The sequence below is a fragment of the Actinoallomurus sp. NBC_01490 genome, assembly GCF_036227085.1.
In the GTDB taxonomy this organism is placed as follows: Bacteria; Actinomycetota; Actinomycetes; order Streptosporangiales; family Streptosporangiaceae; genus Actinoallomurus; species Actinoallomurus oryzae.
Genome location: NZ_CP109433.1, coordinates 5,261,829 through 5,283,369, shown reverse-complemented (window position 1 = coordinate 5,283,369; position 21,541 = coordinate 5,261,829). Strand labels below are relative to the sequence as shown.

The 21,541-nt window shown below is 66.9% G+C and carries 17 protein-coding genes; 9 read left to right on the top strand and 8 right to left on the bottom strand.

Going from position 1 to position 21,541, the window contains the following annotated elements:
* Positions 1-316 precede the first annotated feature (316 nt).
* On the bottom strand, positions 317-952 hold the full coding sequence (gene rpsD, locus OG417_RS24780) for a 30S ribosomal protein S4 (RefSeq protein ID WP_329262536.1): 636 nt from the start codon (positions 950-952) through the stop codon (positions 317-319).
* A 109-nt stretch (positions 953-1,061) separates the two neighbouring features.
* Between rpsD and OG417_RS24775 the strand changes: the two genes are divergently transcribed.
* From OG417_RS24775 to OG417_RS24765, 3 genes are all read left to right on the top strand, one after another.
* Positions 1,062-1,907: an LLM class F420-dependent oxidoreductase gene (locus tag OG417_RS24775; RefSeq protein WP_329260645.1), complete on the top strand. Its 846-nt coding sequence runs from the start codon at positions 1,062-1,064 to the stop codon at positions 1,905-1,907.
* Positions 1,908-2,426: 519 nt separating this feature from the next.
* Positions 2,427-3,062, top strand: coding sequence for an adenylate kinase family protein (locus OG417_RS24770; protein ID WP_329260642.1), 636 nt, complete (start codon positions 2,427-2,429; stop codon positions 3,060-3,062).
* A gap of 61 nt (positions 3,063-3,123) precedes the next feature.
* Positions 3,124-4,506, top strand: coding sequence for an NAD-dependent succinate-semialdehyde dehydrogenase (locus tag OG417_RS24765; RefSeq protein ID WP_329260639.1), 1,383 nt, complete (start codon positions 3,124-3,126; stop codon positions 4,504-4,506).
* Positions 4,507-4,700: 194 nt separating this feature from the next.
* On the opposite strand, the gene OG417_RS24760 is transcribed toward OG417_RS24765, so the two are convergent.
* Positions 4,701-5,816 (bottom strand): glutathione-independent formaldehyde dehydrogenase, encoded by a 1,116-nt coding sequence (locus OG417_RS24760; RefSeq protein WP_329260635.1) that lies wholly within the window; start codon positions 5,814-5,816, stop codon positions 4,701-4,703.
* A 986-nt stretch (positions 5,817-6,802) separates the two neighbouring features.
* On the opposite strand from OG417_RS24760, the gene OG417_RS24755 reads away from it, so the two are divergent.
* Together OG417_RS24755 and OG417_RS24750 are read left to right on the top strand one after the other, a co-directional pair.
* The gene (locus tag OG417_RS24755; protein ID WP_329260633.1) at positions 6,803-6,961 is read left to right on the top strand and encodes a hypothetical protein; all 159 of its coding nucleotides are present in this window, start codon (positions 6,803-6,805) and stop codon (positions 6,959-6,961) included.
* Positions 6,962-7,537: 576 nt separating this feature from the next.
* On the top strand, positions 7,538-8,194 hold the full coding sequence (locus tag OG417_RS24750) for a dienelactone hydrolase family protein (protein WP_329260631.1): 657 nt from the start codon (positions 7,538-7,540) through the stop codon (positions 8,192-8,194).
* A 327-nt stretch (positions 8,195-8,521) separates the two neighbouring features.
* Here OG417_RS24750 and ku read toward each other — a convergent pair whose 3' ends face one another.
* A complete protein-coding gene (gene ku, locus OG417_RS24745) occupies positions 8,522-9,412 on the bottom strand; it encodes a non-homologous end joining protein Ku (RefSeq protein WP_329260629.1) in 891 nt (296 codons plus the stop codon).
* A gap of 553 nt (positions 9,413-9,965) precedes the next feature.
* On the opposite strand from ku, the gene OG417_RS24740 reads away from it, so the two are divergent.
* Both OG417_RS24740 and OG417_RS24735 read left to right on the top strand, forming a co-directional pair.
* The gene (locus OG417_RS24740) at positions 9,966-11,369 is read left to right on the top strand and encodes a glutamate decarboxylase (protein ID WP_329260625.1); all 1,404 of its coding nucleotides are present in this window, start codon (positions 9,966-9,968) and stop codon (positions 11,367-11,369) included.
* Positions 11,370-11,399: 30 nt separating this feature from the next.
* On the top strand, positions 11,400-12,266 hold the full coding sequence (locus OG417_RS24735; RefSeq protein ID WP_329260622.1) for a class II glutamine amidotransferase: 867 nt from the start codon (positions 11,400-11,402) through the stop codon (positions 12,264-12,266).
* A gap of 352 nt (positions 12,267-12,618) precedes the next feature.
* Here the strand turns inward: OG417_RS24735 and OG417_RS24725 are convergent, their stop codons facing one another.
* Together OG417_RS24725 and OG417_RS24720 are read right to left on the bottom strand one after the other, a co-directional pair.
* Positions 12,619-13,374 (bottom strand): HAD family hydrolase, encoded by a 756-nt coding sequence (locus tag OG417_RS24725; protein ID WP_329260618.1) that lies wholly within the window; start codon positions 13,372-13,374, stop codon positions 12,619-12,621.
* Between the two features lie 366 nt (positions 13,375-13,740).
* Positions 13,741-14,703, bottom strand: a complete 963-nt coding sequence (locus OG417_RS24720; RefSeq protein ID WP_329260615.1) for an IS481 family transposase — start codon at positions 14,701-14,703, stop codon at positions 13,741-13,743.
* 368 nt (positions 14,704-15,071) lie between these two features.
* Between OG417_RS24720 and ligD the strand changes: the two genes are divergently transcribed.
* Positions 15,072-16,028 (top strand): non-homologous end-joining DNA ligase, encoded by a 957-nt coding sequence (gene ligD, locus OG417_RS24715; RefSeq protein WP_329260612.1) that lies wholly within the window; start codon positions 15,072-15,074, stop codon positions 16,026-16,028.
* Positions 16,029-16,532: 504 nt separating this feature from the next.
* On the opposite strand, the gene OG417_RS24710 is transcribed toward ligD, so the two are convergent.
* On the bottom strand, positions 16,533-17,054 hold the full coding sequence (locus OG417_RS24710; RefSeq protein ID WP_329260611.1) for a phosphate-starvation-inducible PsiE family protein: 522 nt from the start codon (positions 17,052-17,054) through the stop codon (positions 16,533-16,535).
* A gap of 237 nt (positions 17,055-17,291) precedes the next feature.
* Between OG417_RS24710 and OG417_RS24705 the strand changes: the two genes are divergently transcribed.
* A complete protein-coding gene (locus tag OG417_RS24705) occupies positions 17,292-18,227 on the top strand; it encodes a DUF72 domain-containing protein (protein WP_329260609.1) in 936 nt (311 codons plus the stop codon).
* A 500-nt stretch (positions 18,228-18,727) separates the two neighbouring features.
* On the opposite strand, the gene OG417_RS24700 is transcribed toward OG417_RS24705, so the two are convergent.
* Entirely contained in the window at positions 18,728-19,090 is a 363-nt protein-coding gene (locus OG417_RS24700) for a chitobiase/beta-hexosaminidase C-terminal domain-containing protein (protein WP_329260606.1), read from the bottom strand.
* A gap of 1,087 nt (positions 19,091-20,177) precedes the next feature.
* Positions 20,178-20,984, bottom strand: coding sequence for a tyrosine-type recombinase/integrase (locus OG417_RS24695; protein ID WP_329260604.1), 807 nt, complete (start codon positions 20,982-20,984; stop codon positions 20,178-20,180).
* Positions 20,985-21,541 lie beyond the last annotated feature (557 nt).

Here is a 21,541-nt window from a genome sequence, read left to right as displayed (position 1 = left end):
CATCATGAAGGCAGTCGTGTGCCGCGGTTCCCGAGACGTACGACATCGGCCGGGCGAAGGTGGTCCTGTGCCCTGAGGGACCGGTCCGTCACCCGACGCGGCCCTGACGCTGCGCGAGCCGCGTGGCTCGGCGAGGCGATAGATGGGTACCGTTCCGCCCCCGACGAGCCGGGGCCGGGAGGCGGCAGGCCATCGGCACGACGGCCGGGATGAGCCGTACTTGCGGTGCGCCCGGGACACGGTACGCGCCATGGTCGCGGACTCCGGACGCCTCCGGGACCTCACCGCCCGCCCCGGCCCTGTGGCCTGGCGGCTGTCAGCGCGCGTAGTACTCGACGACGAGCCGATCGTCGCAGATGACCGGGATCTCCGGGCGGGCCGGCGGTCGCAGCAGCTGGGCCCGCAGAGCGTCCTGGTCGACCCGTAGGTACGCCGGATGCTCCGCGGCGTACTCACCGGTCGCGGCGATGACGAACGGTGTCTTGGCCTTGCTACGCTCCGCGACCTCGATCACCTGACCTGCGCTCAGCCGGTAGGCGGGCTTGTCGACCTTGTGCCCGTCGACGCGGATGTGGCCGTGGCTGACGGCCTGGCGTGCCTGGTAGATGGTCGGAGCGAAACCGGCGCGGAGTACTAGGGCGTCCAGCCGGGTCTCCAGGTCGCACAGCAGTTCCTCACCCGTTCGGCCGGGCCGCCGTACCGCACGCTTGACGGCGCGGCGCAGTTGTCGTTCGCCGATGTTGTACTGGGCGCGCAACCGCTGCTTCTCCAGCAGCCGCGCCTTGTAGTCCGTGTCCTTGATCCGCCCGCGGCCGTGCTGACCGGGACGGGTCGGCCGGCGTTCCATCACCCGGGCCGCCTTCGGAGTCAGCGCCACCCCGAGGGCACGACTCAACCTGACCTTCGACCGTCTGAGGTCCACGGTGCACCCCCGCAACGCTCGTACGAGCATCTCCAGCGACAACGAGAGTCCGGCCGGACTACATTCCACGGCGTCCGGCCGCGTTTGCCTGGGAGTTCGGGCTGGAATGAGTCGCTCTAGAGGACAACCGGGGGGCCAGATGGAATTCGGGGTCGCGACGTTCGTAACCGATGAGGGCATCGCACCGTCGCGGCTCGGGGAGGCACTGGAGGAACGCGGTTTCGCGTCGCTGTTCGTCGCCGAGCACACCCACATCACCGTCGAACGACAGTCGCAATGGCCCGAGGAGGACGAGCTCCCGCGAAAGTACTACCGGACACTCGATCCGTTCGTGACCCTCACGGCGGCGGCCGTGGTGACCGAGCGGCTCCTGCTCGGCACCGGCATTCTCTTGCTGGTCGAACGGGATCCCATCACCTCGGCCAAGGAGATCGCGAGCCTCGACCACGTCTCCGGCGGCCGGGCCGTCGTCGGGATCGGTGCCGGCTGGAACCTGGAGGAGATGCGAAACCACGGCACCGACCCGAAGACCCGGATGGCGCTGCTGCGCGAGCGTGTGCAGGCGATGAAGGAGATCTGGACCAAGGACCAGGCCGAGTACCACGGGACGTTCGTGAACTTCGACCCGATCTTCTGCTGGCCCAAACCCGTACAGCGCCCGCATCCGCCGATCGTCGTGGGCGGCAACGGGCCGAAGGCGCTCGACCGCACGCTGGAGTACGGCGACGGCTGGATGCCGACGTACGGGCTGGGGCCCGAGGAGATCGCCCGCAGGATCGCCGAGCTGGAGCGACGTGCCGTGGAGACCGGCCGGGGCCGGGTCCCCGTATCCGTCTACGCCGTGCCGGGCGAGCGTGAGGTCGTCGCCCGGCTCGCCGACGCCGGCGTCGACCGGGTGCTCTTCGATCTGCCCACGCTGCCGGCCGAGGAGACGTGCCGGACGCTGGACGAGCTCGCGGCGGTCGCCCGCTCGTTCACCGCCTGACGTGTCCTGACCGGCGGCTGGTCTTCAAACCATGGAGAGGTTGGTCTCAGTGGCCTCGCCGCGTTCCCATCGGCCGATGCACTCGAGCGGTTCGACGCTCGCGTCTCGTCGATGTGGATGACGTCCGCCCACCAGGTCGAACTCCGACGGCACGCCCCCCGCACCGACATGGTGCCCTACAGATGACCACCACCGATGGGGGCAGGTCCCGGCCCCGTTCACCGAACCGCCGTCCGGCCGCGCACAGAGGGCCGTCTTCGACCACAACGACGGTACGGTCGGCGGGCTACGCCATGGGCCCCCGATACAACGCCTCCCGGCGTGCCAGCTCACGACCTTCTCGCTCGGCGACCCACCGAGATCTACGTTTCAAGCCTGGACCCTCCTCGCGCCCGGAACGCCGAAAGCCGCCATAACGCCCCCTCCGCAGCCTCACGCCGTGCAAACGAACGGATTCTCGCCGCCACTCGCCTGGCGCCCTCCTAGCACGCGACACATGGAGTGTGTGATGGTCTTATGGTGCGTAAGTATCTGCTGGTAGGAGTGCCGGGGAGCGGCAAGAGCACTCACGCTGCCCTGCTGACCCGCGACTTCGATCTCGTGCGGATCAGCGCCGGGGACATCCTTCGCTGGCATGTCAGCCACCACACCAAGATCGGCGCACGCGTGCGGGAGGCCATGGCGGCCGGTCGGCTCGTCGATGACTCGCTCGTGGAAGGGATCATGCGTGAGCGCCTGGAGCAGCACGATTGGAACCACGGGTTCGTCCTCGACGGGTCCCCGCGGAACCGGCGGCAGGCGGAGTTCTTCCTCGAGCGGTACGACCTCGACGCCGTCATCTGCCTCGACGTGCCCGACGCGCAGGCTCGCGACCGTGCGCTGTCGCGACGGATGTGCGGCGACTGCGGCCTCGACTACAACCTCATCGGAGGCCGGCCCCGGCGTGAGGGCGTCTGCGACTCCTGCGGCGGCCGCCTCGAGAGGCGGGAGGACGACACCCCCGAGGCGCTCACTACCCGGATCGAGGACCACCGGGAGAGCATCGCCGCCCTGCTGGACCGGCTCCGGCGCAAGGCGCCGGTCTTCGTCGTCGACGCGAGCGGCGATCTGGACGCCGTCCAGGAGGAGATCCGTATGCTCCTCGGGCTCTCCTGACGCCGTTTCGGCCGTCGACAAGGCGGGGATCAGCCTCAGATAGGCATATTCGGGGGGAGTCATGCCTTATCAATCGATCAATCCTTACAGTGGCGCGGTCGTCGCCACGTTCGCGGAGATCACCGACGCGGAACTCGAGGACTCCCTGTCACGTGCCCGGTCGGCGTACGAGGAGTGGCATCGGCGAAGCTTCGACGAGCGAGCGGCCGTCACCAGACGCGCGGCCCGGATCCTGCGTGAGCGGCGGGACGAGTTCGCCCGCCTGATGACTCTGGAGATGGGAAAGCTGATCGGTGAGAGCGTCGAAGAGGTGCTCCTGAGCGCGGACATATTCGACTACTACGCCGACAACGCCGAGGACTTCCTCAAGCCTGTTCCAATCGACACGCGTGAGGGCGAGGCGGTCGTCGTCAGCAGCCCGCTGGGTCTCCTGTTCGGGGTACAGCCGTGGAACTTCCCCTACTACCAGCTGGCGCGGTTCGCGGTTCCCAACGTGATGGCGGGCAACGTCGTCATGGTCAAGCACGCGTCGAGCGTCCCCCGGTGCGCGCTGGCCTTCGAAGATCTCTACCGCGAGGCCGGTGCGCCGGACGGCGTCTACACCAACCTTTTCGTCACCAAGGAGCAGGTCGGGAAGGTGATCGACGATCCGCGCGTGATGGGGGTGGCCCTTACCGGCAGCGACCATGCGGGCAGTGTCGTCGCGACGCGCGCCGGCAAGGCGATCAAGAAGACCACCCTCGAACTGGGCGGCAGCGATCCGCTGATCGCCCTGCCCGACGCCGATCTGGGCCCGACGGTCCACTGGGCCGTATGGGGCCGCCTCAACAACTGCGGGCAGTGCTGCGTGGCCACCAAGCGGCTCCTCATCCACGAACAGATCGCCGACAAGTTCCTCGATGAGTTCACCGCGGCCCTGAGCGGGCTGGTCGCCGGGGACCCGATGGACGAGCGGACCACCCTACCGCCGATGTCGTCCCAGTCGGCCGCCGACAAGCTGAAGGCGCAGGTGACCGAGGCGGTCGAGCACGGTGCCCGGGCGACCGAGGTCGGCCCTCCGGTGCCGGAGACGGGAGCGTTCGTCCAGCCGACGATCCTCACCGACGTGAGCCGTGACAACCCGGTCTACGGCCAGGAGCTTTTCGGCCCGGTGGCGATGTTCTTCGGCGTCCGGGACGAGAATGAGGCGATCGCCATCGCCAACGACACCGGCTTCGGGCTCGGTGGCGCGGTCTTCACCTCCGACATCGAGCACGGCAAGGAGATCGCTCACCGCATCGAAAGCGGCATGGTCTTCATCAACCATCCCACCTGGACCGCGCCCGAGCTGCCGTTCGGCGGCATCAAGCGGTCCGGCTACGGACGAGAGCTGTCCTGGCTCGGCATCCAGGAGTTCGTCAACAAGAAGCTGATCGACGTCGTTCCGCTCGACGCCGCGCCCTGAGCATGCCCGGCCATGAGCGCTATCAAGACTGAAACTGCTGCGGCTGATCATGCCCCTAACGTCGGCTCGGACCTGCTGCTGGAGGGCGTGATGTTGGAGGGCGAGATCAAGCCGGACGGGTCGCCTTCCGACAGGCGACCCCGCGGAGCCGGTTCGGCCCCGCGGGGTCTGGTCATTCAGCGCGGCGCTGCGGGTCAGCCGAAGTTCGGGTGGAGGACCACCTTCGTCCAGCCGGTGTCGCGATGGTCGAAGTGCTCATAACCCTCCGGCGCCTGATTCAGCGGCAGCTCGTGCGACACGATCCACGACGGCTTGGCCTGGCCTGTCCGGATGAGACGCATCAGCTCGCGGTTGTAGGCCTTGACGTTGCACTGGCCGTTGCCGATGCTCTGCCCCTTGAACCAGAAGAGGCCGTAGTCGAAGGCGACCTCACCCTCCTTGTACAGCGGGTCGGGGCTCTGCGGGTCCTGCGGAATGAAGATCCCGACAACGCCGATGGAGCCGGTGAAACGTACCGACTTGACCAGGTTGTTCAAGGTCATGTTCGGATGCTCGTGCCCCTCCGGGTCATGGGCCTGGTAACCGACGCACTCGCAGCCACGATCGGCTCCGACGCCGTCGGTCTGGTCGAGGATCTGGTCGACGGGCGAGCCCTCCGAGTCGTCGATCGGGATGGCGCCGATCTCCTCCGCGAGCCGGAGGCGGTCCGGATGCCGGTCGACGACGAAGACCTTGCTCGCGCTCTTGAGCGTCGCGGACAGCGCCGCCATCAGGCCGACCGGCCCGGCGCCGTAGATGGCGACCGTCTCTCCCGCCCGCACGCAGGCGAGCTGCGTGGCGTGCCAGCCTGTCGGGAAGATGTCGGACAGCATGACGTAGTCGGTCTGTCGCTCCCCCGCCTCAGGCGGCAGGACGAGGCAGTTGAAGTCGGCGTAGGGAACGCGGAGCAGTTCTGCCTGCCCGCCGTTGTAGGGCCCCATGTCCGCGAAGCCGTACGCGGCGCCCGCCATGTTCGGATCCGGGTTCGCGATGAGGCAGAAGGCAGTAAGCCCGTTCTCACAGTTCTCACAGAAGCCACAGCTGATGTTGAAGGGCATGCACACGAGATCTCCGACCTTGACCCGGTCCACCGCCTCGCCGACCTCAACCACCTCACCCATGTTCTCGTGGCCGAGCACCCGACCGGCCTCCAGGTCCGTACGGCCTTCGTACATGTGCAGGTCGGAGCCGCAGATGTTGGCGCTGGTTATCTTCACCAGCGCGTCCGTCGGCCGTTCGACCCTCGCGTCCGGCACGTCCTCGACCCTCACCGTCCGCGGCCCTTCATACACCACGCCTCTCATAGCGAAACCCCGATTCCCTCGATCACGAAAAGCGGCCAGTGGCCGCATGTCGTCGAGCGCCCAGCCGGAAAACAATCCCCGCAGGCACATCCCCTTTTTCGAGTTTCTCACCCATGCAGCCCACGTCAACACAACGACGGATTATTTACCCTTCCCGCCAGCGTGCAATCTCCATTCACAGGGGACCCAATCAGAACAGTGGCGTCACCGGTAAGCTGCGCGTGACGTGCATACTGATCCAGACACCAGGGCAATAGCCCACCCAGACCACTTGCTCTGACTAACAAACTGCTGCGCATTAATCGCCGCGCTGGCGTCCCCCAGACCGTTCCCGACCGGCGACGAACCTTCGGTCCCGTCCCCTCGACCTCCGGGATCTCCTTTCACCACGAGGGCCACCCACATGCTCCATGCCGTCGCAATCTCGCTCTGGACGCCTGATGGGCCCCAATTCCCCTGAGCCCAGCAACGGGCCCCGCACACCTCACATCACATCATCGGACGCGCTACCGACTGGGTCCCTCCAGGCCGGACGCGACGGCGACACGGCTCCGTTCGCCGAGGCCATCGTCGAATACGAGGACTTTTCAACGCCCACCGGCCACCGCGCCTTGAATCAGGCCAGCCGATCCGACCGTTATCTGACCCGATCGACGCCCACATCAAGGTCATGCGACGAGATCCAAAGGCTTGCTAAACCGATAATCCGGACGAAATCAGATAGAAGAGCCATAACGCCACAAGCCTCGATGCTGCCCGACGTAGAACTCCCCCGATCAGCGACAAGGAGACTGCGAACGGTTGCAGATCACCAGGTGATCTAGAGGAGCAGGCGCAGGCACTGAAGCGCCATCCGGATCGTGCGAGACGCCATCGCCCTTATCCGGTTGTGACCCCGACACAATACCTCCTTTCACCTTGGCCACGCCCGTAGTGGCACCCTCGAGGAGGCGGTGCGTGTCCTGTTCGTGCAGGGGGCCGCTTCCGACATCACGATGGCCGCCACCCACGAGCTTTTCGTGGGAAGCCCCGCCGACCGTCCCCGAGATCTTCCGATCCATCGCCTGCTGATCACCGACACGCTCAACCAGGAGCCGACGCCACCGATGTGAGGTCGCCGCGGAGGTCCGTGTCGCACAGCGCGGGTACATGCGACATCGAACTCGTGGCGGCCCACCTACACGGCATACTCGACCAGCTGGAATGACCCAACCGGTCCGGCCGGTGAGCGAGGCGTAGGGTCGAAGAGACAGCAGGTCGCGGGACTCCCGGCGCGGCGTCCTGCGACCAGCCCGAGGTCGGCGGTGACGGGTCATGCCGGAACTCATTCTCAGTGATCGGCGGGACGCGGGGCGCGTGCTGGCCGATCACGGGTTCCTGGTACGCGAGTTCGGGGTGCCGACCCACGTGGAGATCTTCCGTGACGAGACCGGCAAAGAGTTCGTGATCCAGTTCGGCCCCGTCGGTCGTGGAGGCGAGGCAGTCCACTCGGCTGGAGCGGACGATCGGCGTCGTCTACCGGCCGTAGACCGAACGGTACAGCCCCTACTTCCGGGCCCCGTCCGGCGATCCAGTTCGACGCCGTCATCGACATCGACGAGAAGCGTGTCGTCGAGCCGGTGAGAGCGGGACGAGGCACCGGAGACTTACCCGTCCACGCTCTGACGAGAAGAGGCGATGTGGTCGTCGTGACGGAGAACCGATGGATTCCGGCGACAGGCGCCGTGCTCGACGCGGAGTTGGTCGTCCCCGACCGGCCGCAGGGCACGGTGGTGTTCGCGCTAAGCAGTGGCAGCGGCCACCGCGACCCGGACAACCGCTACATCGCCACCAGCCTAGGAAGCGCCGGCCTGGCCAGTGTCACAACCGACCTGCTCACGTCGGCGGAGGCGCAACGCGACGTACGGGAGGGCCGACTGAAGTTCGACATCGGCCTGCTCACCGGGCGGATGGAGGCGGTGCTGGAGTGGGTGTCGGCGGACGAGCGCCTCAACGGCCTTGACCTCGGGTTCCTCGGCGCCGATACCGGCACCGCGGCGGCACTGTGCACCGCCGCACGGCACTCGGGCATCCGGACGGTCGTCTCCAGCGACGGACGCCCGGATCTGGCCGCTGACTGCTTGCGCGAGGTACGCCAGCCCACGCTGCTGATCGTCAGGTGCGGCGACCCCGTGATCATTGAGTACAACCGTCAGGCGATGGAACTGCTCAACAGTGACGCGCGGCTGGAGATCGTCTCAAATGTTCAGCACCTGTTCGGGGAGACCAGCACGCTGGAGCGCATCGCGCGCCTGACCCGGGACTGGTTCTCCGCGCATCTGGGACGGGCGCGGAACGGCCGATAGCGCGGCCAGACCAGGCCGCACGGCGTCCGTGCCGTGCGGCGGGTGGCCGGAAGGCGTCAGTGCTCCTTAGAATCACGGATCGCCGCAGCGACCTCGCCTCCTCGACGGCATACCAAACCAGAACCTCGCCGCAGTGACCGAGGACCCCTGCCGGCCGCCGTTACCAGCGCCATGATGAACATGTGCTTGTACGCCGGGCAGGCGCCTCATCGGTGATCGCTGCTCTCCAGCCCCATGCGCTTCAGAGCCGGCCCTGACTCCTGAATAAGCGGCTCATGATATTGCTGCCTGAACGCGGCCCTCTTGCCTCCAGCCCCGCACCTGCGCTCAGGCGGACTTGCGTGTGCCGCCCTTCGCCTTGGCTTTGGCGCCCTGGCCCTGCTCGACCTCTCGGATCTCCTCCCTCTCCCCCGCCTCGCCGTCCCGTCTCGCCTCGTCCCTGGGCCGGCCCTTTTTGGCGGCCTCGACACTGGCCCGCAACGCGCTGAGCAGGTCAGCGGCCGCCGGCACCTGTTCCTCCGGCTTCGGTGGCACGATCTGCTTGCCCTCGATCTTCGCCTCGATGAGCTGCTGGAGGGCCTTGCGATAAGCGTCCTCGTACTGATCCGGCTTGAAGTCACCCGCCATCGTTTCGATCAGCGACGAGGCCATCTGTAGCTCCTGAGGGCGGACGTCCACGTCCTCCTCAAGGAACATGAAGTCGGGTTCGCGTACCTCATCCGGCCACAACATCGTCTCGAGCACGACGACACCCTCGCGCACGCGGAGGATGGCGAGCGACTCGCGCTGCCGCAGAGCGACCTTGGCGATGGCCACCTTGCCGGAGTTCTCCAGAGCGTTGCGTAGGAGTACGTACGGTTTGGTGCCCTGGGCCTCCGGCTCCAGATAGTAGGGCTTGTCGAAGAAGATCGGGTCGACCTGCTCCATCGACGCGAACAGCAACACATCGATACGGCGGCTGGTGGGCAACGGAAGGTTGGCCAGGTCTTCGTCGGTCAACACGACGATCTCACCGCTCGGCAGCTCATACCCCGAGGCAATGTCGGAGTACGGCACCTCCTGACCGCACTTGGTGCAGACCCGTTTGAACCTCACACGGCCGCCGTCCTTGCGATGGACCTGGTGGAACGCGACATCTTTCGGCTCGGTCGCGGAGTACAGCTTCACCGGGATCGTGACCAGCCCAAAGGAGATCGCGCCATTCCAGCTGGTACGCATGAGGTTCCCCTACCCCTTGGCGCTGCCGGACCTACCTACGGCAATAGCACGAAGCACGCCGCCGCAAATCCGAACGACTGTTCGAAATTAGATGATTGCTCGCGAAGGCGGGGAGATCGTCCAGGCGGTCGATCCGAGGGGCCGCTGAGCCAAGCCGCGGATGACGTCGGGACGTAGACCCGTTGCGCCCCAGCTTGGGCAAGCATTCCGGTGAAGTGCCCCCGATGGTCTGGCCGGCCGCCTGAAGTCCCGCATCGCTCGACGGGTTGCAGCTCCCGCCGCCCCGCATGGCGCAGCTGCCCGCACCGGGCGATCAGGCTCTGGCCCTTGTGGACGATCTCCTATCCCGAATCCAGAATGATCGTCAGAGCCGGTTTCGTGGGTTTCGTGCCGCGCGGACGCTGGTCCGGCTGACCTGCCTCATGCGGACCTGATGTCGAGACGCCACGTGCCAGAACAGAGCCCATACCCCCGCTTTGCCGCCGCCTGCCCGACCTGTAATGGCCGCCTGCCAGACTCTTCCCCGGTAGCGCCGGTCAGGGGGGGAGCGACAATGGCGTCGGAGACGGGCGAGCACGGCCGGCGACGACCGATCTCGGTGAACCCGCTGCTCGGAGAGGCCGACCCGGTCTCCGGTGTTAAGACGGTCCTGCCACGGCACACGTTGCCGGATGCTCCCACGACGCCGTCGACCGCGTCGCGGCTGATCCGCGATGAGCTGATGCTGGACGTGAACCCCCGGCTGAACCTGGCGACCTTCGTGACCACGTGGATGGAGCCGGAAGCCCGCGCGCTCATGGGTGACGCCGCCGACAGGAACCTCATCGACAGGGACGAATATCCAGCGACGGCCGAAATGGAACAGCGCTGCATCGCGATGCTGGGCCGACTGTGGAACGTCCCCGGCCAAGAGCACCCGGTCGGCACCTCCACCGTCGGGTCCAGCGAGGCATGCATGCTCGGCGGAATCGCGCTGAAGCGCCGCTGGACGCATCGGAACGCCGTTCGCCACGCCGCTGGCGCCCGCCCCAACTTGGTGATGGGCGCCAACGCCCAGGTGTGCTGGAAGAAGTTCTGCAACTACTGGGACGTGGACGCGCGTGTCGTACCGATGGAAGGAGACCGGTTCCACCTGGGCGCGGAACAGGCAGCCGCGACGTGCGACGAGAACACGATCGGCGTAGTGGCCATCCTGGGATCGACGATGGACGGCAGCTACGAGCCGGTCGCCGACATCTGCCTCGCGCTCGACGCACTGCAGGAGCGTACGGGCTGGCACGTGCCCGTTCACGTGGACGCCGCGTCGGGCGGCATGATCGCGCCATTCCTGGAGCCACAGCTGGAATGGGACTTCCGGCAGGACCGGGTCGCCTCGATCAACACCTCGGGTCACAAGTACGGGCTGGTGTATCCCGGAATCGGCTGGGTGGTCTGGCGCGATGGCAACGCACTGCCGGAGGACCTGGTGGAACGCGTGAACTACCTGGGCGGTGAAGTGCCCACGTTCACTCTCAATTTCTCCCGGCCCGGCGCCCCGGTCATCGCGCAGTACTACAACTTCCTGCGTCTGGGCCACCAGGGCTACCGCGCAGTGCAGGGGGCCCTCCGGGAGGTGGCGATGTACCTGGCCGGGCAGATCGAAGCCCTCGGCTGTTTCCGGCTGCTGACGCGTGGTGACCAGCTGCCGGTATTCGCCTTCGCCACCACCGACGACGTCACCCGGTTCAGCGTCTTCGACGTGTCGCGGCGGCTGCGGGAGTTCGGCTGGCTGATGCCGGCCTACACCTTCCCGGCGAACCGCCAGGATTTGGGGGTTCTGCGCGTGGTGTGCCGGAACGGCTTCTCACTCGACCTGGCCGACCGGCTCGTGGAGGATCTGCGGAGCCTCCTCCCGTGGCTACGCCGTCAGCCAGCGCCTTTCCACGGCCCTGCCGACGCGACAAGTTTCCATCACTAACGCCGGTCGTCCGGTAAGAGAGGTCGTGATATGTGCCGTCTGTTCGGCATGAGCAGCGCCCCTGAGCGCACCTGCGCGACCTTCTGGCTGCTGGACGCACCAGACAGTCTCAGCGACCAGAGTCATCGCAATCCTGACGGGGCCGGCCTGGGTTTCTTCGACGCCGACAGGACCCCTCGTGTTTACAAGACCCCCATCGCCGCCTACCAGGACCAGTGTTTCGCCGAGCAGGCCAAGCAGGTGAAATCGGCCGTTTTTGTGGCCCACCTACGCTACGCGACCACCGGTGGAGTGGCGTACCGCAACACCCAGCCGTTCGAGCAGGACGGACGGCTGTTCGGGCACAACGGGGTGATCGAGGATCTGGACGAACTCGACGCGGAGTTGGGTACGGACCTGGCCATGGTCGAAGGAGAGACCGACTCTGAGCGCCTCTTCGCGCTGATCACCCGAGAGATCAGGAAGCGTAGTGACGTCGCCGGCGGCATCGAATGCGCCGCACGGTGGGTGGCCCGGAATCTGCGGCTCTACGCCCTCAACCTGATCCTCGCGAGCGCGGAGGAACTCTGGGCGCTTCGCTACCCCGACACCCATGAGCTGTACGTGCTTCAGCGTCCCGGCGGCGGCCACCACGGCGCCCGCCATCTGGACCACAGCGGCACGGCGGGCCGCATGCGCGTGCACTGCGCCGACATGGCCCGCGTCCCTGCCGTGGTGATCGCCAGCGAACCGATGGACGACAGCCTCGGCTGGCGCCTGCTGGAGCCCGGTGAGCTCCTCCACGTCGGCCCCGGCCCCCGTGTCACGAGCCGGATCGCCGTGCCCGAAGAGCCCGCGCGCCGGCTGCAGCTCGCCGACCTGTCGCCCAGGGCCGCCGCCGCTCAACAGGCCGCCTGATTCAGATTCCCGCCCCGCCTTTCAGATGCTGCATTTCGCCTTGTTCTCCTTGCCCTTGGGCTGTCCGCCGCCGATCTCGATGCGGTGGCCCTGGGACTGGCGCGCTTTAGGGATGCGAAGCGTCAGAACCCCATCGTCCATGGACACCTGCATGTTGTCCGCGTCGACATCCGGTCATAACACCCGGCGATTCAGTTACCGGGTAATGCGTTCTCGACCGCCGCCTCCGGGGCCGCCCCTAGGTGGCAAAGTTGCCATTGCCAGGCGTGCACAGCGCCTCCCGCAAACGCTTCTCCCCAGGGGGATCGAAGCCCTCGTGGCCGACGCACCAGGTTGTGATGGCGCCCGTCGTTCAGGCGACGCGTCGCTCATGTAGCGGGAGCTCCGAGGTGTCCGCGATGACAAGTTCTGCGCCGTGCTCGCCCAGCCTCGACGCCCCACCAGCCGGATCGACGCCGATGACAGCGCCGAAACCACCACACCGGGCCGCCGCCACGCCGGAGGGCGACGCCTCGATGACGGCCGTCCGTCTCGGCGGTGTGCCCAGCCTCGCCGCCGCCTCCCGGAACAGGCGTGCGTCCGGACGGGCCGGAAGCGCGGTACCGGGAGTGTCCAACCCGTCCAGCAGCACGTCGAACATCTCCGCCACTCCCGCCCTCCTGAGCAGCTCAGAACCGCAGCACTGCTCGGAGACCGCGGCGGTGCCCGCTCCGCACCGGTGTAGCTTGAGCACCAGGGAGACCGTCGAGGCGACCGGTGAGACGCCGTGCTTGCGCACCTCACCGAGAAAGAACTCCTCGTGACGCACCGCGAGGGCGCGCAGATCGTCGTAGGGCAAGGTGATTGCGCGGGAGGCGAGGAAATCGCGCACCCCATCCAACTGTGGCCTACGGCGCATGTACCGCAGGTAGTCGGCGCGGGCATCGAACGGGACGTACGCCGTCCTGTGTACTTGCGCATAGGTTTGCAGGAACGGATCGAGCACCGACTTCCAAGCCGCAGCCGAGGCTCGGGTGGTGTCCACAATCACACCATCCACGCCGAAGATCACTGCGGCCACGGCTTGATCGAGATCGTCAAGGACGCATTGAGCGGTCTTGGTACGCATGATCAGGCCTCCGTTCACTTCTTGCCATCCTCCGGCCGCACAGCCGCACCGGAACAGGGCCTTCCGTCCCGCCACCATCGACCAAACGACAGCTGGCGCGCGCCTCATCCGCTCATCTGGTCCCTTCAGCCCCACCCGCGCTAGAGGAGGTTAGCCTCAGTTCGCGAAATAGAGGCTCGGGCTTTGACGGAGTAAGCCGTCGGTCAGCGGAGTCTGGACCGTCTACCGGAACCGCCCGACGCCAGCTTGCCGACCGAGAGTCGGCCGGAGCCGGGACTCGCCGTCGTGAGCTGATAGATCAGCGAGGCCCTGTCCATCTGGACATGGTTCATCAGCCGCTGCCGATGCTCTAGCTGTACTCGGCCGTCACGTTGGTGACAGTCGGGTGATGGGCGGGTGGCCGCCGAGTGCGGTGTGGGGGCGTTGGGTGTTGTAGTACTCCAGCCATGGTGCCAGGGCGTTGGTGCGCTGGGTGTTGGTGGTGAAGACCTGCCGGTAGGCCCATTCGCTGGCCAGGGTGCGGTTGAAGCGTTCTGCTTTGCCGTTTTGCCAGGGGCAGTGTGGGCGGATGAGTTTGTGGCGGGCGCCCAGGGTGGCCAGGGCGGCGGCGAAGTCGCGGCTGTTGCGGTAGCACCAGGCGTTGTCGGTCAGGACGCGCTGGATGCGGTCGATGCCGTGGGCGTTGAAGTGGGCGGCAGCGCGGAGCAGGAAAGCGGCCGCGGTGGTGCCTTTCTCATCGGGCAGGGCCTCGGTGTAGGCCAGGCGGGAGTGGTCGTCGATGGCGGTGTGGAGGTAGTCGTACCCGATCCCGCGTCCTCGGACTGGTTCGCTGCGGCCGTGGGCGCGCCAGCCACCGCCGTCGGGGATGCGGCCGAGCTTTTTGACGTCGAGATGGATCAGATCACCGGGCTGGTCGTGTTCGTAGCGCAGCGTGGTGCGGCGACTGGCGCGGATGGGTGTGCCGGTGAGCGGGTCGCACTCGGCCAGGCGAGGCACGTGGTGACGGCGCAGGATCCGGGTGACGGTGCGTTCGGGCACGCCGGTGGTGGCGGCGATGAACGCCGGCCCACGCCGCTGCCGGCTCCGGGCGGCCAGCACGTGCGCCTCTTTGCGGGCGGGGGTACGGGTACCGCTGCGATGCGGCCGGGAAGAGCGATCGACCAGCCCGGCCCGGCCGTGCTCGTCATAGCGCCGCACCCAGCGGTGCGCGCATTGCCGGGAGACTCCCAGCTCCTTTGCGACGTGCGCGATGGGGCGGCCTTGGCCGCGGACACGCTCCACGAGCAGACAGCGGCCAAGGAACGTCAACCGGGCGTTAGCGTGGGCCACGAAGACCTCCGAGACGGGTGAAGACGGCTATCTCCACCGCACTCGGAGGTCTTCTCATCGATCAACCACCAACCCGGCGTGTCACCAACCTCACGGCCGAGTACATCTAGCACGCGCGTCCCCCCGCAATGCTCGTACGACTCGCCGCCGGAGCATCAGGAGTGGCGGAACAGCCCGCCTGCCGTACGCAGAAGCCCGGTCGCATCACAAGCACGCGCCGCTCTCTTCCGGTCCGGATTCGATGCCCATACTGCCCCCTGAAGGCTGTCCTTTATTCGGCCATGGCGTTGACCTGCGACTTCGTCGTTTAGCGGACGTCGTCTTGGTCAGGACCGACCGGTTGCGGGTAGCACTCCGAAGTGTCATCGATGGGAGACCTGCCACTGATCCGGCCGATGAAGGCGATTCTTACACCCAGGCTGCCGACCGACGACGATCGCTGGGGGTATGAGTTCAAGTGGGACGGGGCCCGGGCGGTCACCTACGTGTGGGACGGGCGCATACGGGCGTTGTCCCGCAACGACCGGGACATCACCGGTTCGTATCCGGAGCTCGCCGAGCTCGTGAAGCTGGCTGGACGGCTGGCAGTGCTCGACGGGGAGATCGTCGCCCTCCGCGACGGCCGACCGGACTTCGGGCTACTGCAATCACGCATGCACGTGCTGCGGCCGACCGAACATCTCCTCCAGACCGTACCGGTGAAGTACTACGTATTCGACGTGATGCACCTAGACGATCGATCTCTTCTCGACCTGACGTATACCGAACGCCGCGCGACGTTGGAGAATCTCGCCCTATCCGGACGGAGCATCCGGACTCCGCCGTGGTTCAGGGACAGCGGCCAAGATGTGCTGGCGGCCAGCGTCGGGCAGGGACTCGAAGGCGTAATCGCCAAGCGCCTACAATCCCGCTACCAGCCAGGACGGCGGACCGACGACTGGCTAAAGATCAAAAACGTCCGTCACCAGGAGGTTGTGGTGGGCGGATGGCGGCCCGGCAAGGGCCGCCGCACCGACATGATCGGATCGCTGCTCGTCGGCATCCCCGGCGAGCGAGGACTGGAGTACGCCGGCAATGTCGGCACCGGGTTCACCCACACCATGCTGCGCGACCTCGCGGCCACGCTCGAGCCGCTGGAACGCCAGACGAGCCCATTCGCCACCGACGTACCACGCAGCCACGCGCGAGACGCCCACTGGGTACGGCCCGAACTCGTCGGCGAGGTCGCCTACACCGAGCGGACCGCCGACGGCATGCTCCGGCACCCGAGCTGGCGCGGCCTCCGCCCCGACAAGAGTCCCGAGGACGTGCACGCCGAACCGTAAAAGATCTCCATCGTTTTCTGGGCCTCTCGGCCACCGCCCGAGTCCGCGCATCAATCACGCAGTGGAATGACCAACGTTGTCCCCAGAGCCGTCCGGCAGTTCACCGCCAGCGCTGGCCAACGGGGCTCTGGCTCGTCAGTCTCTTGACGGTTCGCCTAGCCGATCCAGCCGCCCGCAACTGCCCCGGCGACCAGAACCCGGCCCAGCGTCAAGCGGCCGAGTACGGTCTCTTTGGATCCGAGGCCGGTGCCCACGATAGTGACGTGCTCGACCGGGAACGCGGCACTTGGCCTACAGCACGCCGCGCATGCACAGAGCCCGCCGCCCACAGCAAGCGAGCGAAACCTCATCCCACGGGGCAGTCGTCGTTTGTAGTCGTCGTGCGATGAAGTGCATGTTGCACCCGGGGGCTCCGTGGTCTTGGCCTACGTGCGGCAGCGAGATTGTGTAACGGCTGGAGCATCAGCGGCGGCGATGGTCGCGGGCGGCCGCGAACCCCGACGGTCACGCGACATCCGTCCTCCGCGCGGACCAGCGCGCGATCGCGAGGGCGACGACCAGTACGAAGGCGGCCCCAGCGTCGACCGCCAGGTCCCAGAGCTGCGGTCGGCTCGCCGGCGGTGACGTCGGAATCGTGAGCCTGACGACGACCGACAAGATGTGCCGCACGAGCGCGATGACGCCGATCACGATGAAGAACTCCAGCTGAATACGCCCACCGCGAGCATGGGTCAGGATCGTTATGAAGATCTCCATGATGATCAAGAAAAGCAGGATTCGTTCGACGCTGGTGATCAGGCGTCCAGTCCAGGATCCATGTTGAAGGATGGCCGAGGCGGTCGAGGACACCAGGACAGCCGCGCCCACCACCAGAAGGCCGAAGGCGACTATATAGAGAAGAACGTGTTCCAAGTTGACCAGCAGTCGGATGACAGCATCGGGCCCGTCGTGACCCGGCAAGGCCGTCCCCGCATCAGAGCTGCCCGAGGAGGACGGGGTATTCGCTCCGTGCATGTCTCCTGACATGGGCACCAACCATCCGGATCCGGCCAGTTGAATCGGTACAGCACCGCCCGCCCTTGCGCGGACGCGCCGCTATTGGCTACCCGCGCCCCGTGCCCGCCACACCGGTCATGCTCGATTGGGCGGATCCGCAACCCCGATCTCACCGGCCTGGAGGCAACAGTTGCCCACAGATCACCTGGCCGCACTCCGCACACCACGCTCCGCGCACGGGGTCGGCGATCCGCCTAAGGTGGGAACATGGGTGACGTCCTGGTCGGTACGGCGTCATGGACCGACGAGTCGCTGCTCGAGTCGGGCTGGTACCCGCCCGATGTCCGGACGCCGGCGCAGCGACTGCGCTACTACGCGAGCCGGTTCCCCCTCGTCGAGGTGGACTCGACCTACTACGCACTGCCCACGCAGCGTACGACGCGGCTCTGGGCGCAGCGCACACCGGAGGGTTTCACTTTCGACGCCAAAGCGTTCTCCCTCCTCACATGTCATCCCACGCGCGTAACGGCGTTTCCGAAGGACCTGCGCAGGGCGCTCCCACTAGATGCCAAGAATCTTTACATCCGCGACGTCGAGACGGCGGTCGTCGAGCAGGTCTGGGAACGCTTCGTGACCGCGCTGGCACCGCTGTGGGAGGCGGGCAAGTTCGGGGCGGTCCTGTTCCAGTTCCCACGCTGGTTCCCGATCGGCAAGCGCAACAAGGAGCACATCCTGGAGTGCAAGCGGCATTGCGAGCCGCTGCCGATCGCGGTGGAGTTCCGCAACCGGACCTGGATGACCGAGGAGAACCGGGAAGAGACGCTCGACTTCCTACGCTCGTATGCGATCCCCTACGTGTGCGTCGACATGCCTCAAGGCCGTCCGTGCTCGATCCCGCCCGTTGCCGCGGTCACCGCCGACCTGGCGGAGGTTCGCTTCCATGGACGCAGCGACGCATGGATCGGCCACGACAAGTACGAGCGTTTCGGGTACCTGTACTCCCCGCGGGAGCTGAAGGAGTGGGCACCCAGAATCTGCGAACTCGCCCGGCAGGCATCCAGCACACACGTGATCATGAAGAACGCCTACCGCGACTACGCCCCCCGCAACGCGCGTCAGCTCTACGACCTGCTCACGGCACTGCCGGACTGCCCGGTACGGTCACCCCCGGCCGGTGACCGCGCTTACAGTAGCTTCGCATGAGCCGCGTATGACCCGACCTCGCCTGCCGCGGGGCTCGGCTTAGGTACCTGCAGCGCGACCAGCGCCTTCTCGGGCAGCGGCGTGCCGTACCTGGCGCATCAACAACTCACCGGAGGCCTCGTGGCCACCCTAGCGGCGACGAGGCGGTTCGACCTGAGTGATGCGCAGTGGGCGCGGCTGGAGCCGTTACTGCCGCGGCCAAGAGGCCAGGCCGGCCGTCGAGGTGGACGAAACGGCAGTTGATCGATGGGATCCGATGGCGGGCGCGGGTTGCGCGCCGTAGCGGGATGTGCCGGAATGCTGTGGTTCCTGGCAGGCGGTGTATGGGTTGTTCCGCCGATGGCCCGGTCCTCGAGGCGATCTCGGTGTCCCGCCCACCGAGCCCGGCAAGATCCGGCTCATCATCCGTGTCACTCCGGTGCTTCGCCTCACCGTCTGAGCCCGGTGACGGCGAAGGGAGGTACCGACCGGAGCCGGTACCTCCCTCTCGTGATCATTTCCTAGTGACCGCCGACCCTCACGACCTCATGGCGGTAGCCGGTGTGCCGTCCGTCCGGCTTGTAGTTGTTCTCCACGTTGCCGGCGATGTCGACCGAGAACCATCTCACGTCGGTCGTCTTGTCAACGGTGAGCGACTCGGCGCCCTCGCGCAGGCCGGCGGCCTCGAGCTTCGGCGACTTCAGCGTCGGCCGGCTGCCGTCGAGTGTGTAATAGACGGTCGCCGGCTCGTTCACCTTGAACGTGAACTTCGTGCTGCTCGCGTCCTGGCCGGTCACCGACAGGCTGGACCTCGGGTCCTTCTTGTCCTTGCCGTACGCCAGGGCGACCTCGAGGATGCCGATCTGGCCGTTGGCGAACTCCATCGCCTCCTCGTGGCCCTCGGCGAAGTCGGGCTGGAAGCCGACCTCGTCGTACTCCCCGGTCTGCGCGTTGTACTTGTCCGCGCCGACCTCGAAGTCCCAGCCGATGATGCCCTTGTTGTACCAGGCCTCGTCGGCACTGTTCCCCGCCGCCGAGTACAGAACGTCGCCTGCGCCTGGGCGGCGAGCGAGTTCAACGCCTGCGACCGCTGCCGGCGCACCTTTGCCGCGTCGGCCTGATCGGCGATGGCGCCACGGACGTCGAAGCCCTTGGCCTTGAGGTCCGCGGACTCCTGCGGGCTGAGGACGGCGTTCACCTCGATGCCGCCGGCCACCGGCTTGGTGTACTCGGCCAGGTCAACGCCCATCCGCTGGAACCGTTCGATGCCGGCCTGGTCGGGTACGACGATGCGCACCAGCGCCACGCCGTCCTGCTCGAAGCTGGACTTGCGGTCCGGAGTAGAGCCGGGTGATGGGTGTGGTGTCGCGGCGCGGCCGGACGACGAGTCCTTTTCGCCGTGCAGAATCCCTTGGGTGTCTTCGATGACGACGGTGAGAGTTTGCCGGCGTGCCAGGGCCCGAGCTTGATGAACTGGCCGTTAACCATGAACCGGCCACTGGCGTGCGCCCGTCGCTGGATCCGCACCGATCCTGCGGGCACGGTCGGGGGCGGCAGCGGGGTCGCCCCGTAGTACGGCGTGCCGGCAGGCGGGGGCCGCTCGGCGATGATCGGGCACGGCCAGGGCGCCGTCGGCGATGGCGTACCCGGACCCCACCACGTGCAAGGCGGCCGACCCCCGGCTGATGGACCTGCTGCGTATCGCGCACCCGCAGTTCTGGGCGACAATTGGGCGACGCCGACTTCCCAGAGTTTCGCTGAACGTGGTTCAACCGCGCTCAATCGACACCGCTGACCTGCACTTTCACGCATCGCCACTGGTCGCCCGCCTGCTCGGGCTACCTTGACACGGTAGAGGTCACTGGTTCAATCCCAGTATCGCCCACCAGGTTTTACCTGGTTCAGCAGCCCGGACACCGGATACGGTGGCCGGGCTTCGATCGTCTGACCGTCATTTGACCGTGGCCCATGTTACGGTGCCGCCGCCCAGCGGACACCGGCTCGAGTCCGGGCGAACGCCTCGAGTGCCGTGTCGTCGGCGTCCGGCAGGGTGTGCAGGTAGCGTTCGGTGGCCCGCAGTCCCGCGTGGCCCAGACGTTCCCGGACGGTCTGCAAATCCGCTCCCCCAGCCAGCACCCAGGATGCATGCGCGTGCCGCAGATCCCGGACTCGGATCCTTCGATCGATGCCGGCAGCCATGACCGCCGGGTCCCAGATCTGCTGGCGGAACCAGTCGCGAGGGATGTGCCCGTCGGTGTCCAGCCTCCGACCGGACCGTGGATGGTCCTTGCCGGCCGCGCGGCGCACTGCCCGGTAGTGGGCGTAGGCACCCCGGCAGTGCCCACATCGGCATCCGCCCATCGGGTATCCGCTCAGCGTGCCATGCCGATACCGGCGCCCCGCCGCATTCGGAGCCGTAACACCCAGATCCCCGGGAAAGGACAGGGCCCGTGACGGCGATCTCCGGGGCCCAGTAGGCGCCGTGAACAGCAGATCGCCCGGCCTGAGCCGACGAGCCTCGGCGTAGGCGACGAGCCAGGTGATGAGCGAACGGCTGAGCTTGAGCCTCCGGAACTCCCCGTTCTTCGGATACTCCTTGACCAGGAACCGCCCGCCAACCGGATGAAATCGCGGCCGCAGCTCGACGACGGTACGCGCCACGGTGAGCACACCACTGTCCACATCGAGGTCGCCCAGGCGCAGCTCGACCAGCTCACCCCAGCGCAACCCGCCACCGATCGCGACCTCAGCCAGCAGGCGCCACTGCTCATCGGGCAACGCATCGATGATCGACTCGAACTCAGTCTGCGGGTCGGCGCGGGATCGATCCCGGCCTTCTTCAAGATCTCCTACACCGTTGAGTATGCGATCTTGTGGCCCAGCCGGGCCAGTTCACCCTGCATACGGCGGTGCCCCCATCCCGGGTTCTGTCGGGCCATCGCCACCACCAACCGCCTGACCGCCGTCGGCGTGGACGGCCGGCCTAGAGTTTTCCGGTGCGGATACGTCCACTTCCGGGCCGCCAACCGGCGATGCCACCGCAACAATGTGTCCGGACTGACACCGAACACCTCGGTCCACCGATGCCGAGGGATCAAGCGAGCCAGCGCGGATAACCACAGCCGATCGGCAGGAACGTCAAAAGCACCCCGCGAGACTCCCGGCCCCACCGACTACTCCGCAGCAAGACCGCGCAGGTCAACACCCCGACCCTATTTTCGTGCGGCACAGGTCGGCCGGCGTGAACGCCGGCTTGGCCGATTGGCGCTGCAAAATCGTCCAGCTGGTGCCGCAGCGCCAAGATCTCTAAGAACTCGTAGCCGTCCTTGGATACA